This window comes from Micromonospora lupini, from assembly GCF_026342015.1.
In the GTDB taxonomy this organism is placed as follows: domain Bacteria; phylum Actinomycetota; class Actinomycetes; order Mycobacteriales; family Micromonosporaceae; genus Micromonospora; species Micromonospora lupini_B.
This window is the reverse complement of sequence record NZ_JAPENL010000001.1, coordinates 821686-836314: the sequence shown is the minus strand read 5'-3', so window position 1 is coordinate 836314 and position 14629 is coordinate 821686. Positions and strand designations below refer to the sequence as shown.

Here is a 14629-nt window from a genome sequence, read left to right as displayed (position 1 = left end):
GGGGTGATCGACGCAATATCGCCGACGTTGCGGTATCCCCGGGGGCGGATACCGCGACGTCGGCGATGTGACGCCCCCGGTCAGTGCTGCGGGATGTTGGCCACGCCGATGCGCTTGCGGAACACCCAGTACGTCCAGGCCTGGTAGCCCAACACGACCGGAGTGAAGATCACCGCCACCCAGGTCATGATCTTCAGGGTGTACGGGGTGGAGGCGGCGTTGGTCGCCGTGAGCGTGCCCGCCGCGTCCAGGGTGGACGGCAGCACATTCGGGAACAGCGCCGCGAACAGGGTCGCCACGGCCAGGCCGATCGCCACGGCGGTGCCGGTGAACGCCCAGCCCTCCCGGCGTACCCGGGCGGCGGCCAGCGCGCCGAGCAGGGCGAGGGCCGCGCCGACGGCGAGCACGACGGCGCCCGCGCTGGAGCGGATGCTCAACGTCCAGGTGAGGAACCCGACCGCGAGCACTGCGGCGCCGACGCCCAGACGCACCGCGAGGGCGCCCGCGCGTTCGCGGATGTCGCCTGTGGTCTTCAGGGCCAGGAACACCGCGCCGTGGGTGGCGAACAGCGCGAGGGTGGTCGCGCCACCCAGCAGGGCGTACGGGTTGAGCAGGTCCAGCAGGCCGCCGACGTACTCGTGGTCGGCGTCCAGCGGCACACCGCGCAGGATGTTGGCGAAGGCGACGCCCCACAGGATCGCCGGCACCACCGAGCCGACCACGATCGCGGTGTCCCAGCGGCGCTTCCAGGACGCCTCGGGACGCTTGTGCCGGTACTCGAAGGCGACGCCCCGGGCGATCAGGGCCAGCAGGATCAGCAGCAGCGGCAGGTAGAAGCCGGAGAACAGGGTGGCGTACCACTCGGGGAACGCGGCGAACATGGCGCCGCCGGCGGTGATCAGCCACACCTCGTTGCCGTCCCAGACCGGGCCGATGGTGTTGATCAGAACGCGGCGTTCCCGGTCGTCGCGGCCCAGGACGGGCAGCAGCATGCCGACGCCGAAGTCGAAGCCCTCCAGGATGAAGTACCCGGTGAACAGCACGGCGACGAGGAGAAACCAGATGGTGGTCAGGTCCACGATGGGCTCCGGGATCAGTAGGCGAAGGCGAGCGGGCGCTCGGCGTCGTCGAGGGTGTCGTCGATGGGGTGCTCCTCGCTGACGTCGGGCACGCCGGCTCTGGCGTAGCGCAGCAGGAGCTTGACCTCGATCACGGCGAGGGTGGCGTAGATCAGCGTGAAGGCGGTGAACGAGGTGAGCACCTCGGCCAGCGAGACGCTGCGGGACACGCCGTTGCGGGTGAGCATCTCGCCGAAGACGATCCACGGCTGGCGGCCCATCTCGGTGAAGATCCAGCCGAAGGAGTTGGCAAGCAACGGCAGCACCGGCATGGCCAGCCCGGCGCGCAGCAGCCACCTGCTGCTCGGGGTGCGGCCCTTGCGCTGGCTCCAGAGGACCAGCAGGGCGATCGCGCCCGCGGCCATCCCGAAGGCGACCATGAACCGGAAGCTCCAGTAGGTGACCGGGATGATCGGGGTGTAGCTGCCCGCGCCGTACTGGGTGGCGTACTGGGCCTGCAGGTCGTTGATGCCGCGCACGGTGCCGTGTGGGTCGCCGGTGCCCAGGTACGACAACAGGTACGGGATCTTGAGGGCGAACACCTCGCGACTGCCGTCGAGGCTGCCGATGGTCAGCACGGAGAACGACGCGGGGCTCTCGGTGGTGTAGAGGCCCTCGGCGGCGGCCATCTTCATCGGCTGCACATCCGTCATGATCTTGCCTTGGATGTCGCCGGTGAACAGCACGGCCGCGGAGGCGACAAGGACCACCCAGGAGCCGAACTTCGTGGCGAAGCGGTACGCGCCGGCGTCGGCGGAGTCGCGGTTGCGGATGACGTGCCACAGGCCGACCGCGACGATCAGCGACCCGGCGACCAGGAACGAGCCGGCCAGGGTGTGCGGGAAGGTGATCAGGGCGACCTTGTTGGTCAGCACGGCCGGGAAGTCGGTCAACTCGGCGCGCCCGCTGTCCGGGTTGATCCGGAAGCCGACCGGGTTCTGCATGAACGAGTTGGCCGCGAGGATGAAGTACGCGGACAGGTTGGTGCCGATCGCGGCGGCCCAGATGCTGGCCAGGTGGGCCCGCTTGGGCAGCCGGTCCCAGCCGAAGATCCACAGGCCGATGAATGTGGATTCGAGGAAGAACGCGACGAGCGCCTCGATGGCCAGGGGCGCGCCGAAGATGTCGCCGACGAAGCGGGAGTAGTCGCTCCAGTTCATGCCGAACTGGAACTCCTGCACGATGCCGGTGACCACTCCCATGGCGAAGTTGATCAGGAAGAGCTTGCCGTAGAACTTGGTGAGCTTGAGGTAGCGCTCGTTGCCGGTGCGGTGCCACATCGTCTGCAGGATGGCCACCAGCACCGACAGGCCGATCGTCAGCGGCACGAAGAGAAAGTGGTAGACGGTGGTGACACCGAACTGCCAGCGGGCAACGTCCAACGCGTCCACCTGAGAACCCCCTGCCATCCGTACTACGAGACGTAGTAAATACTACTGCTCGTCGTAGAGAATGCGGCAGGGTCGGGCGACCCGAACCGGCCCGGGACCAATGACCCTGATCACCCTGGGCATCCGGGGGCCGGCCCCGCCACGTCGTGCGACGATGGCGCGCTGATGGACACGACGACCTGGCAACCGCCCCTGATCTGGCGCGCCGCCCTCCTGCTGGCCCGGGCCCTGGTCGGGCTGCTCGCCCGCATCGAGGTCACCGGCGACGTCCCCGCGCACCTGCGCCGCGGCCCGCTGGTGCTTGCCGCCAACCACATCAGCCCCTTCGACCCCGTGGTGATGATCGCCGCCTGCCAGACCCGCGGCATCGCCCCGCGGATCATGGCGACCGCCGGGCTGTTCCGCGTCCCGGTGCTCGGCGCCGCCATGCGTCACGCCGGGCACATCCGTGTCGACCGGGGCACCAGCGCCGTACACCGGGCCCTCGACGACGCCGCCACCGCCGTCGCCGCGGGCTCGGTGATCCTCATCTACCCCGAGGGACGCATCGGCCTGGACCCCGGCATGTGGCCCGAACGCGGCAAGACCGGCGCCGCCCGACTCGCCCTGGCCTGCGGCGCCCCCGTCATCCCGGTCGCCCAGTGGGGCGCGCACGAGGTGCTCCCCTACCGGGCGCCCAGGGGGATGCTGCGCGGCATCGCCCGCGCCCTGTGGCGCCGCCCGGTGATCCGGGTGCGCTTCGGCACGCCCGTCGACCTGGGTGAGACCGCGGCCGCCACCCCCGGCGCCGCCCGCCGGGCCACCGACCGGATCGTCGACGCGCTCACCGACACCCTCGCCCCGCTGCGCCCCGACGAACCGGACGGGCCCCGGCACGTCGACCCCGGCCGCCCCGCCGACACCAGCCGCGCCCACCGCCGGCGCTCAGCCTGACGCCGACACCGAGATCAAGTCGGTTTCCTGGAAAGCGGGGTATACCCGCGCCCCGGCCGGAAACCGAGTCGATCACCCAGCGACCACCACGAAAGAGGAGATCATGAGCGAGCAGACCGTGCTGATCACCGGAACGTCCACAGGCATCGGCCTGGAGATCGCGCTGGGCTGCGCGGGGGCCGGCTGGCGGACCGTCGCCACCATGCGCGACGTCGCCCGCGCCGACCGGCTGCGCGCCGCCGCCGACAGCGCGGGCGTCAGTGACCTGATCGACGTACGCCCCCTCGACGTCACCGACCCGGACGCGGTCGACGGCTGCGTCGAGGACGTGATCGGCGCGTACGGGCGGCTGGACGCGGTGGTCAACAACGCCGGCGCCGGGCACGTGGGCACCCTCGAACAGGACAGCATCGACGACGTCCGGGCCGTCATGGAGGTCAACTTCTTCGGCGTCCTGCACGTCAGCCGCGCCGCCCTTCCCCACCTGCGGGCCAGCCGGGGCCGGCTGGTCACCGTCTCCAGCGTCGGCGGGATCGTCGGACAGCCGTTCAACGAGGCGTACTGCGCGGCGAAGTTCGCCGTCGAGGGGTACCTGGAATCCCTCGCCCCGCTCGCCGCGACCACAGGCGTACGGGTCACAGTCGTCGAGCCGGGCGCGGTGGCCAGCGAGTTCGTCACCAACATCGCCATCGACGCCGACGCCGCCATCGACGCCGCCGGGGTGTACGGGCCGGCGCTGCGCGCGTACCTGGCCCGCACCGGGCAGGCGTTCGCCGCCGCGCAGTCCCCCGCCGACGCCGCGGCGGCGGTGCTCGCCGTGCTGGCCGACCCGACGCCGCCGGTGCGGGTACAGACCTCCGACGGGGCCCGGCAGTTCGTCGGAGTCAAGCTCGCCGACCTCGACGGGAACGCCGTCGCCCGGATGACGGGCGGCTGGCTGGCCTGACAGCGGGCACGAGCCGCGACGACCACCCGCCCGCGCGCCGACCCCGACCGGCGGGCGAGGCGTGGTTTCCCCTGGCCGGGGGGCGCGACTGGCTCGGAAGGGGGATGAGGTCACCTGCACCGCTGGTGATGCTGGGACACGTCAGCAGGCCATCGGTCGAAGGAGTGACATGTTCATCTCTGGTTCGCGGGCGACGACGTGGGGCGTAGTGGCGGCCGTGGTGGTCGCGGCCGGGCCCTCGGCGGCCTGGGCGCAACAGCCCGAGACGAGGCCCGCCGCCGGCCTCTCGGCCCTCGCCGGGATGGGCCATTTCGTCTACGACGAGCCCAACGTGGTGGGGCACCGGATCTGGTTCGGTGTCTCGGCGGTGTCGACCCCCGACGGGACGGCGCGCGGCCAGTTCCTCTACCGGCACGAGTGGCCGGACGGCACCCTGGTCGCGCAGGGACGGGCCGACGTGACATGTCTGAAGGTCACCGGAAACGTCGCGGTCTTCACCGCGATCGTGCCGGTGGGCGAGGGGACGGCGCAGAACCACGGCTTCTACGTGAAGATCATCGACGGTGGACCGGAGCCTGACGTGATCGTCGACGCCCAGGCGCAGAACGGCGCCACCCGGCCGCCCACCCGCTGCATCGACCCCGAGACGGAGGTTCCCGCGGACGTCCCCCCGCGGCCCCGGTACCCGATTCTTGCCGGCGGATACCTCGTGCGCAGCGCCGGACCGAGCCGAGCCGTCGCCGGACACCAGGCCGGGTCGTGAGCACGCTGCGGCGTTGGTGGGGGCACTGGCCAACCTGGACCGGGTACGCGGCCGCGGGCCTCGCGCTGATCTACGGCGGGCTGGGTGTGTACTGGACGGCCGGTGGGGACGGGTTCCCGTTCGCGCCTGTCGACCCGGCACGCGCGTCGGGGTCGATCCTGGAGGGCAGCCGCGCCGAGGTCGTCGCCCCGATCATCGCCGTGCTCGGGCTACTCGGCGCGGTCGTCGCGTGGGTGATGACGCGGCGTACTCGGCCCGGTCGCCTGTCGACGGCGCTTGTGGTCGTCGGAGGGGCGGTGGCGGTCGGGTTGACCCTGATCATCCCCGACTACACCCTGATCATGCTGGTGGCGTTCGCGCCGCTGCTGCTGGTCTTCGCCGTCACCGGCGTACCGGGCGACCAGGGCGGTGTCGGCGACATCCTGTACTGGCACCGGACAAATTTGATCATTTTGTTCCTCGTCGGTCTGCTCTGGGCCGCCGCCACAGTCGCCTACCGCCGGCGGGTCCGGGGCGCCTGCGCGTACTGCGGCCGCCGCCACGGCGCTGATCCCGGTCCGGCCCGGCAGACGCTGCTGCGCCGCGGCAGGTGGGCAGTCGCGATCGCCTGCCTCGCGCCTCTGCCCTACGAGGTCACCAGGATCGCCTGGTACCTCGGCTGGCCACTCGGCATCAGCCGCGACTTCCTGCGGATGATGCAGGACACGCCGGGAATGCTCGAGGTCGGGCTGGGCTGCGCGATCGCGTCGACGCTGGGAGGTGTGCTCACCCACGGCCTGGTAGCCCGGTGGGGAGAGGTCTACCCCCGCTGGATCTGGTTCTCCGCCGGCAAACGCGTCCCGCCCGCCCTGGCCGTCGTCCCGGCGTCGATCGTCGCGGTGACGATCATCCCGGCTGGTCTGATGTTCCTCTGGACCAGCGAAGCGCGCGGCACCTGGGCCCTGTATGTCCCGAGCCTCTTCTGGCCGGTCTGGGGAGTGGCGCTCGGCGCCGCCACGATCGCCTACCACCTGCGTCGGCGCGGCGCCTGCCGTCACTGCGGGCTGGGTCACCGACCCGGACCGGAACCGCACCCGCCGGTCGACGAACAGCGGGTGCGCGACGAGCTCGGCAGCGCGTCGGCGTCACGAGCATGATCTTCGCCGGCAGGCCACCCACACGCCACCGACGGCGGGCATACTGCCCTGCGTGCTGAACCGATTCGGCTACCTGGACGCGCCCGCGCCCCTGGCGTTTGCCCACCGGGGCGGCGCCGCCGAGGGCGACGAGAACACCACCGAGGCGTTCGCCCGGGCCGTCGGCCTCGGCTACCGGTACGTGGAGACCGACGTGCACGCCACCGCCGACGGGGTGGCGGTGATCTTCCACGACCCGACGCTCGCGCGGGTCACCGGCGAGGCGGGGCGCATCGCCGACCTGCGCTGGGCCGACCTCGCCTCGGTACGCGTCGGCGGCGCCGCCGTCGTACCCCGGCTCGACGAGGTGTTGGACGCCTGGCCGCAGGTCCGCTTCAACATCGACGTGAAGGCCGACGGCGGCGTCGCGCCGACGGTCGCGACGGTGACCCGGGCCGGCGCCGCCGACCGGGTGCTGCTCGCCTCGTTCAGCGACGCCCGGCTGACCCGACTGCGGGCGCTCACGCAGGGGCGCGTCGCCACCAGCCTGGGCATGCGGGGGGTCGCCCGGCTGCGGCTCGCCTCCCTGCACGGACGCCCGCTGCGGCTGCCGCCGTCGGTGGTCGCCGCGCAGGTGCCGCCCCGCTACGGGCGGGTGCCCGTGGTCGACCGGCGGTTCCTCGACTACTGCCACCGCCTGGGGTTGCAGGTGCACGTCTGGACGATCGACGAACCGGCCCAGATGCACGACTTACTTGATCGTGGTGTGGATGGCATCATGACCGATCACGTCGGCGTGCTGCGCGACGTCTACCGCAGCCGCGGCCACTGGGCCGCCTGACCATCATCGAAGGACCCCCGATGGCCGAGACCGTGACCCCCACGGTGGACGACACCCCGCCCCCGGCGAGCACCCGCCGCGAGCGCAGCGGCTGGTACATCTACGACTGGGCGAACTCCGCGTTCCAGACCACGGTGATCACCGTGTTCCTCGGCCCGTTCCTGACCACCGTCGCCGAACTGGCCGCCGGCTGCGAGCTGGGCGCCGACACCTGCGACGGGTACGTGCACCCGCTGGGCATCCGCGTCGCGGCCGGCTCGTACTACCCGTACCTCATCTCGCTGTCGGTGTTCCTCACCGTGTTCGTGCTGCCGGTCATCGGGGCGATCGCCGACCGGTCGGCGCACAAGAAGCGGTTGCTCGGCGGGGCCGCGTTCACCGGCGCGGCCGCGACCATCGCGATGGCCTTCGTGACCGGCGACCGTTACCTGCTCGGCGGGGCGCTGTTCCTGATCGCCAACATCTCGTTCGGCGCCGCGATCGTGGTCTACAACTCGTTCCTGCCGCAGCTCGGCGGCCCCGACGAACGCGACGGCATCTCCAGCCGTGGCTGGGCGCTGGGCTACCTCGGCGGTGGCGTGCTGCTGGCGCTGAACCTGGTCGCGGTCACTCTGCTCAGCGAGGACGACAACCCGCAACGCACCCTTGACCTGGCCCGCTGGTCGATCGTCTCCGCCGGGGTGTGGTGGGCCGCGTTCACGCTGGTGCCACTGCGCTGGCTGCGCGAACGGCCCGCCGCGGCGGCCCTGGCGGCGCGCGGCAACGTGCTCACCGACGGGTTCCGGCAGCTCGGCCACACCCTGCGCGAGGTCAAGGCGTACCCGCTGACGTTGTTCTTCCTGCTCGCGTTCCTGGTCTACAACGACGGCATCCAGACCGTCATCACCCTCGCCAGCCAGTACGGCACGGAGGAGCTGCGGCTGGAGCAGAGCACCCTGATCGTCACCATCCTGCTGGTGCAGTTCCTCGCCTTCGGAGGCGCGCTGAGTCTCGGCGCTCTCGCTCGGCGTATCGGCGCGTGGAAGACGGTGCTGCTCAGCCTGGTGCTGTGGACTGGTGTGATCCTCGGCGCGTTCCGGCTGCCCGCCGAGGCGCCGGTGCCGTTCATGGTGCTCGGCGCCGCCATCGGACTGGTCCTCGGCGGCAGCCAGGCGCTGAGCCGGTCCCTGTTCAGCCAGCTCATCCCCGCCGGCAAGGAGGGCGAGTACTACGGCTTCTACGAGATCAGCGACAAGGGCACCAGCTGGCTCGGCCCGCTCGCGTTCGGCCTCGTGTTCCAACTCACCGCCTCCTACCGGGTGGGCCTGGTCTCACTGCTGATCTTCTTCGTGGTCGGGTTCCTGCTCCTCGCCGCCGTGCCGATCCGCCGGGCCATCGTCGCCGCCGGCAACACCCCACCCCGGGTGCTCTGAGCACGCATCCCGCACCCGACAGATCGGGGCCGGCCGATCGGCTAGGCTGCCCGACCGTGACCGACGACGCCACTGCCGCCCCGACCTGCCTGGCCCACCCCTTCCCCGGCCAGCCGCACGCACCGGCCGGCTGCGTGGCCGCACGCGGGCTCGACGGGCGGCCGGTGCACGCCGCGGCGTTGAAGTTCTTCTGGGGGCCGATGGACTGCGGCAAGTCCACGATGGCGTTGCAGATGAACTACAACCACGCCCGGCAGGGCCGGCGCGGGCTGGTCACCACACGCATCGACAGGTCGCTCGGCCCGCAGGTCACCACCCGCATCGGCCTGGCCCACGAGGCCATCGAGGTCACCGACGACCTGGACCTGCGAGCCCTGGTCCGGGGCCGGTGGGCCGACGGGGTCCGCGTCGACTACCTGATCTGCGACGAGGCGTGCTTCTACACCGTCGAGCACGTCGAGCAGATGGCCGAGCTGGTCGACAGCTACGACGTGGACGTGTTCGCGTTCGGCCTCGCCACCGACTTCCGGTCCTGCCTGTTCCCCGCCGCGCAGCGCCTGTTCGAGTTGGCCGACGAGGTGGCACGCATCCAGGTCGAGGTGCTCTGCTGGTGCGGCCGTGAGGGCCTGCTCAACGCGCGGGTCGTCGACGGTCGGGTGGTCCGCGAGGGCGCGCAGGTCGTCATCGGCGACACCGTCGACACCGCCGACGTGCGCTACCAGGTGCTGTGCCGCCGGCACTACCGCAGCGGCGACCTCGGCCCCCGCGACTGAGGCCCCCGCGACGGCGCCCGCCGGCCCGACACCCAGTCGGCCGCGATCACCGCGACCGTGATCAGCAGCGCCCCGCCGGCGGCCACCGCGACCGGAACCCGCACCGCGACCGCCGCCGGGGACAGCGCGAGCAGCAGCAGCGCCGCCGCGACCCGAGCGGTCACCCCGGCGTAACCGAGCACCATCTGGTACGCGGCGTGCCCGGCGAGGAACAGCGCGGGACCGCCAAGCACGACAAGCGCGCTCGCCCGATCGACCGATTCACCCGGCGCGTGCAGCAGCCGCTCGTCGCCGACCGCGGTGACGACGATGCCGGCCACCATCACCGGGTGCAGATAGTTGAACAGCAGCCGCGAGAGCCCGCCGGCCCGCTCACCCGCGCCGGCCAACACCGCCGTGCCGGCCTGCGCCCGGTCGAAGTACACCCACCACAGGGCCACCGAGCCCGCGAAGGCGAGCAGAAACGCCCCGATCGTCACCCGGTCCAGCCGCTGCGTCAGCGTCCCCCCGGTGATCAGGATCGACTCCCCCAGCGCGATGAGGATGAACGCCTGACACCGTTCGGCCAGGTGTCCACCCTCCACCCTCCAGTGCTCCGGCTTGCTGCGCCCCATGCCGGGCACCGGAAACCCGGTCGCCAGCCCGACGGCGTCGACGACGATCACCCCGATCCAGATCAGCTCCCGGACCGGGCTGTCCACAAGCCCACCAACCACCGCCAGCGCCCCGGTGCCCGAGATCCAGACGACGCACTGGCGGAAACTGTCACCGAGCCAGGGCTGCCCACGGATCGCCCACAGGACGAAGAGCGTGCGCCCCACCTGCACCGCCGCGTACGCCCCGGCGAAGAGCAGGCCGTCGTCGCCGAACGCGGTCGGCAACGCGGCGGCCAGCAGCAGGCTGCCCAGCGTCACCACCAGCAACGTGGCGCGCACCGGCGCCCGGTCCGGGTGCAGCCAGTTGCCCATCCAGACGGTGTAGATCCAGACCAGCCAGACCAGGCCCAGCAGCACCGCGGTCCGCCCGGCGCCCCGCCAGCTCAGATCCTCGCTCAGGTAGTGCGACAGCTGGGTGATCGTGAAGACGTAGACCAGGTCGAAGAACAGCTCGGTGGAGGTGGTCCGCTCCACACCGCGCCGCGGGCGCAGCAACTGCGGGTGGACCGGCCCACCGTCCGGTCCGGGCCCGGTCACCGCGCGCCCCGCCGCACCCGGAACCGGTCGGTGACGATGACCCCGACGATCACCGCAAGCGCCATGACGGAGCACGCCGCGACTGTCGCCCCGAGCCACACACCGATCGGCACGAGCGCCAGCAGCACCACCACCGCGACGATCCGGCTGGTCGGCACGGTCCGCCACAGCACCGCCATGTAGGCCCCGTGCCCGGCGAGGAACAGCGCCGGGCCGACCAGGGTGAACAGCGCGGCGGTCATGGTGGCGGGTGCGCCGGGCTCGCGCAGGAGTTGCTCGTCGCCCGCCGAGGTCACGATGACGCCGGCGACGATCACCGGGTGCAGGTAGTTGAACGCCAGCCGGCTCAACGCGCCGGTGCGTTCGCCGGCGCGGGCGATGACCTCCGTCGCGGCCGGGGCCGAACGGGCGAAGTACACCCACCACAGGGCCACCGATCCGGCGAACGCCAGCAGGAACGCCCCGGACGTCACCCGGTCGACGTGCGACGTGAGGGTCGTGCCGGTGACCAGGATCGACTCGCCCAACGCGATCAGCACGAACGCCCCGCACCGCTCGGCCAGGTGTCCGCCCTCCACCATCCACCGCTCGGGGCGACTACGCCCCCGCCCGGGCAGCGGGTAGCCGATCAGCAGGCCGACCACGTCGAGCACGACCGCCGCCGACCACACCACCTCCCGGGCGGCCCCGCCGACCAGGCCGCCGACCACCAGGAGCCCCGACGTCCCGGCTATCCACGGCAGCGACTTCTGAAAGCCGTCGACCAGCCACGGGGTGCCCTGCACCGCCCACAACGAGAACACGGTGCGGCCCACCTGGACGGTCACGTAGACCACCGCGAAGAGCAGGCCGGTGTCGGCGAACGCCTGCGGGATCGCCGCCGACAACAGCAGACTGCCCAGCGCCACCGCGATCAGCATCGCGCGCACCGGACCCCGGTCCGGGTGCAGCCAGTTGGTGAGCCACGTGGTGTAGACCCAGACGAACCAGACCAGCGCCAGCAGCAGCGCGGTGCGTCCGGCGCCGCGCCAGTCCGGGTGCTCGATCAGGTAGTGCGACAACTGGGTGATCGTGAAGATGAAGACCAGGTCGAAGAACAGCTCGGTCGAGGTCGTCGGCTCGACCCCCTGACGCTTGCGCAGCAACCCGGGACGCGTCGCGGCGACGGCCGGCGGCTCAGAACGGGTCACCGCACACCCGCCAGTCGCCGTCCTCGCGGACCACCGGCAGGCGGCGTTCCTCGCTGATGCCGCCGTCGCGTGTCACCTTCACCGTCACCGTGCCGCGCGGACGCCCGCCCTTGGTGGACACCGACACGTCGGTGATCTCGTAGTCGGTCACCATCGGTGGGGTCCGCACCCAACTGGTGAAGCCGATCGTGCTCCACCGGGTACGCGCGTCCGCGCAGAGCCGCTCGTACGCCTGGTCGCTGTCGCCGAGGGTCACCTCGCTGAGGAAACCGTCGGCGGTCTCCCGGATCGGGCCGGCGGCCTGCCGCACCGTCTGCAGGTTCCACGCCCCCAGGCCGGCCACCCCGACGCAGCACAGCGCCATGCCGAACCCGGCGAAGGCCAGCCCGGTGCGCATCGGGCGGTGCCGCCGGGCCGGTCGGCTCCACGACTGGCCGGCACCCACGACTACCGACCGTAGAGAAGACCGTCGCACCCAGGCGTGACAAGCCGGAAACTGGGCCCCTTTTCGGTGCGGCCACGCATCGTCTACCGTCGGCGCACATCCCCCCGCAGCGCCAGGGAGTCGATCGATGAGCCGCTTCGTGCAGCCGGTACCACCGCCCGCCGACCCGTACACCGGTGATGCCCTGCTGCGGTCCTGGCTGGAGCGTCACCTCGGCCCGGCCGGACACGCGGCCGCCAAGGGTCGCCTCGCCGAGCTGGCCGCCGACGTCACCGGGCCGCTGCGCGCGGCGCACGCCGATGCCGAGGCGCACCCGCCGACGCTTGTCCGCTACGACCCGTGGGGCGCCCGGATCGACCGCATCGAGACGTCCGCCGGCTGGCAGGCGCAGCGTGCCGCCGCCGCCCGCCACGCAGTGGTCGCGCTGCCCTACCTGCCCGACGCGCGCGGCACCTGGGGGGCCGCCGCGCGGGTCGTGCAACACGCGCTGCTGCATGTGTACGGGCCGGAGTCGGCGACGTTCTCCTGCCCGGTGGCGATGGCCGACGGGGCGGCGGCGCTACTCAGCCTCCCCGACGTCGACGCCGGTGTCCGCGACGCGTGGCTGCCCCGGCTGACCTCCACCGACCCGGCCACGGCGATCACCAGCGGGCAGTGGATGACCGAGTCGCAGGGCGGCTCCGACCTGGGCCGCTCCGGCACCGTCGGCCGTCCCGCCGCCGACGGTTCGTGGCGACTGACCGGGGAGAAGTGGTTCTGCTCCGCCGCCGACGCCGCGATGGCGGTGGCGCTGGCCCGCCCCGAGGGTGCCGGACGGGGCAGCCGGGTGCTCGCCCCGTTCCTCGTTCCCCGTTACGCGGTCGACTCGCCGCTGACCACCGGCTCGGCACCGGACGCGCCCGCCCCCGGTGTCATCGTGCACCGGCTCAAGGACAAGCTCGGCACCCGGGCGTTGCCGACCGCCGAGATCGGCCTGCGCGACGCGTACGCGATGCCGCTGGGTGACCCGGCGGTGCCCGGTCTGGTCCGGGCGATGACCCTGGTCGTGGTGACCCGGGTGCACAACGCCTCCGCCGCGGCCGGCGGAATGCGACGGGGGCTCGCCTACGCCCGCGCGTACGCCGACGCACGGCACGTGGCGGGTGGCGCGTTGGCGTCCTCGCCGTTGCACCGTGCCACGCTGGGCACCCTCGCGGTCGACGCGGCGGGCGCGTTCGCCCTCGCCGGGCACGCGTTCGCGCTGCTCGGGCGGGTCGAGGTCGGCGCCGACCCGGAGGCCGCGGCGGAGCTGCGCATCGTGGCGCCGCTGGCGAAGCTGGCCACCGGGCGGCTCGCCGTCAGCTCCGCCAGCGAGTACGTGGAGAGCTTCGGCGGCGCCGGCTACGTGGAGGACACCGGCGTGCCCCGTCTGCTGCGCGACGCGCAGGTGCTGCCGATCTGGGAGGGCACCACAAACGTGCTGGCCCTCGACGTGCTGCGCGCGCTGACCCGGGAGGACGCCGGGGCGCCACTACTGAGCCGGCTCGCCGCCGCCGTCGACCTGGCCCGGCCGCTGTCGCCCGCGCTGGCCGACACCCTGGCCGCCGCTGCCGCGCAGTTGGGCGACACCATCACGTCGGTGACGGCCGAACCGGGCGCGGCGGCGGTGGTCGCGGGCGCCCGCGGCCTGGCGCTGCGCCTGGCGTACGCGTTGACCGCCGCCCTGCTCGTGGAGCACGCCGCATGGGGTGACGAGCAGGCGGAGCTGGCCGCTCGACTGTGGGCGCGACGGTGGCTGCGGCACGAGGACATCGCCGAGGACGCCCACCACCACCTGGACCTGCTCTGCTGACCAGTCGGCACGAGCAGGGGCGACACCCGGGCTCACCGTGACGGATCCTCCGACGTGTCGTACTCGTCGCGCAGCCGCCACCATTGGTAGGGCTGGGTCTGCGGCCAACCCTCCGGCCTGCGGCAAGATCAGCCATGTGGAGCTGCGGTGCTCCGTTTGCGACAGACCCATGCGAGCTACGGACATCGAGCTGCTGCCGGGGCCTGGCGCTGAGGCGACACCGTGACGAGTGTCGAGAAAACCCGGCGTACCTGACATCGGTTGGCAGGTACGCCGGGGCAGACTGCCCACATGACGACAACCGCCGACCTCGCGATGGTCAACCTGGACAGCTCCGACCCCGCCGCACACGCCGCCTTCTACCACCGGGCGCTGGGCTGGGAGATCACCCACAGCGAAGCCGAGTACGCGATGATCAGCGGCGGTGGCGCGTCCATCGGCTTCGGTCTGGTCGAGGGCTACCAGCCGCCGTCCTGGCCGGACCCGGCCGGGCAGAAGCGCTACCACCTCGACCTCTACGTCGACGACCTGGCCGTGGCCACGAAGGAGTTCGTCGCCGTCGGCGCGTCGAAGCCGGAGTTCCAACCTGGCGGCGACCGGTGGGTGGTGCTGCTAGACCCGATCGGGCAGCCGTTCTGCATCTGCCCCCGGCCGCAGGGCTGACCCGCGGGCGCGACG

The 14629-nt window shown here is 72.2% G+C and carries 14 protein-coding genes; 9 read left to right on the top strand and 5 right to left on the bottom strand.

All coding sequences use genetic code 11. From position 1 onward, the window contains the following. Window positions 1–80: 80 nt before the first annotated feature. Both cydB and OOJ91_RS03860 read right to left on the bottom strand, forming a co-directional pair. On the bottom strand, window positions 81–1079 hold the full coding sequence (cydB, locus tag OOJ91_RS03865; protein ID WP_266242506.1) for a cytochrome d ubiquinol oxidase subunit II: 999 nt from the start codon (window positions 1077–1079) through the stop codon (window positions 81–83). Window positions 1080–1093: 14 nt separating this feature from the next. Beyond that, window positions 1094–2509 carry a cytochrome ubiquinol oxidase subunit I gene (locus OOJ91_RS03860; RefSeq protein ID WP_266242503.1) on the bottom strand — a complete coding sequence of 472 codons (1416 nt, stop codon included), beginning with the start codon at window positions 2507–2509 and terminating at the stop codon, window positions 1094–1096. Between the two features lie 165 nt (window positions 2510–2674). On the opposite strand from OOJ91_RS03860, the gene OOJ91_RS03855 reads away from it, so the two are divergent. From OOJ91_RS03855 to OOJ91_RS03825, 7 genes are all read left to right on the top strand, one after another. Further along, window positions 2675–3442, top strand: a complete 768-nt coding sequence (locus tag OOJ91_RS03855) for a lysophospholipid acyltransferase family protein (protein WP_266242501.1) — start codon at window positions 2675–2677, stop codon at window positions 3440–3442. A 103-nt stretch (window positions 3443–3545) separates the two neighbouring features. Further along, window positions 3546–4388: an SDR family NAD(P)-dependent oxidoreductase gene (locus tag OOJ91_RS03850; RefSeq protein WP_266242499.1), complete on the top strand. Its 843-nt coding sequence runs from the start codon at window positions 3546–3548 to the stop codon at window positions 4386–4388. Between the two features lie 169 nt (window positions 4389–4557). Beyond that, window positions 4558–5151: a hypothetical protein gene (locus OOJ91_RS03845; protein WP_266242497.1), complete on the top strand. Its 594-nt coding sequence runs from the start codon at window positions 4558–4560 to the stop codon at window positions 5149–5151. Continuing rightward, window positions 5148–6287: an NYN domain-containing protein gene (locus tag OOJ91_RS03840; protein WP_266242495.1), complete on the top strand. Its 1140-nt coding sequence runs from the start codon at window positions 5148–5150 to the stop codon at window positions 6285–6287. The genes OOJ91_RS03845 and OOJ91_RS03840 overlap by 4 nt, the downstream gene beginning before the upstream one ends. Before the next feature lie 52 nt (window positions 6288–6339). Beyond that, complete coding sequence (locus OOJ91_RS03835) at window positions 6340–7107, top strand: glycerophosphodiester phosphodiesterase (RefSeq protein ID WP_266242493.1); 768 nt, start codon at window positions 6340–6342, stop codon at window positions 7105–7107. A 20-nt stretch (window positions 7108–7127) separates the two neighbouring features. Then, window positions 7128–8519: an MFS transporter gene (locus OOJ91_RS03830; protein WP_266242490.1), complete on the top strand. Its 1392-nt coding sequence runs from the start codon at window positions 7128–7130 to the stop codon at window positions 8517–8519. A 56-nt stretch (window positions 8520–8575) separates the two neighbouring features. After that, complete coding sequence (locus OOJ91_RS03825) at window positions 8576–9292, top strand: thymidine kinase (RefSeq protein WP_439117015.1); 717 nt, start codon at window positions 8576–8578, stop codon at window positions 9290–9292. On the opposite strand, the gene OOJ91_RS03820 is transcribed toward OOJ91_RS03825, so the two are convergent. The 3 genes from OOJ91_RS03820 to OOJ91_RS03810 are packed head-to-tail and all read right to left on the bottom strand — an operon-like array spanning window position 9259 to window position 12120. Continuing rightward, window positions 9259–10485 carry a low temperature requirement protein A gene (locus OOJ91_RS03820; RefSeq protein ID WP_266242488.1) on the bottom strand — a complete coding sequence of 409 codons (1227 nt, stop codon included), beginning with the start codon at window positions 10483–10485 and terminating at the stop codon, window positions 9259–9261. The two genes, OOJ91_RS03825 and OOJ91_RS03820, sit on opposite strands and share 34 nt — an antisense overlap. Next, window positions 10482–11675 (bottom strand): low temperature requirement protein A, encoded by a 1194-nt coding sequence (locus tag OOJ91_RS03815; protein ID WP_266242486.1) that lies wholly within the window; start codon window positions 11673–11675, stop codon window positions 10482–10484. The genes OOJ91_RS03820 and OOJ91_RS03815 overlap by 4 nt, the downstream gene beginning before the upstream one ends. Then, window positions 11662–12120, bottom strand: coding sequence for an Rv0361 family membrane protein (locus tag OOJ91_RS03810; protein ID WP_439117014.1), 459 nt, complete (start codon window positions 12118–12120; stop codon window positions 11662–11664). The genes OOJ91_RS03815 and OOJ91_RS03810 overlap by 14 nt, the downstream gene beginning before the upstream one ends. A gap of 127 nt (window positions 12121–12247) precedes the next feature. Between OOJ91_RS03810 and OOJ91_RS03805 the strand changes: the two genes are divergently transcribed. After that, a complete protein-coding gene (locus OOJ91_RS03805; RefSeq protein ID WP_266242483.1) occupies window positions 12248–13951 on the top strand; it encodes an acyl-CoA dehydrogenase family protein in 1704 nt (567 codons plus the stop codon). Between the two features lie 291 nt (window positions 13952–14242). Continuing rightward, the gene (locus OOJ91_RS03800) at window positions 14243–14614 is read left to right on the top strand and encodes a VOC family protein (RefSeq protein ID WP_266242482.1); all 372 of its coding nucleotides are present in this window, start codon (window positions 14243–14245) and stop codon (window positions 14612–14614) included. Window positions 14615–14629: the final 15 nt, after the last annotated feature.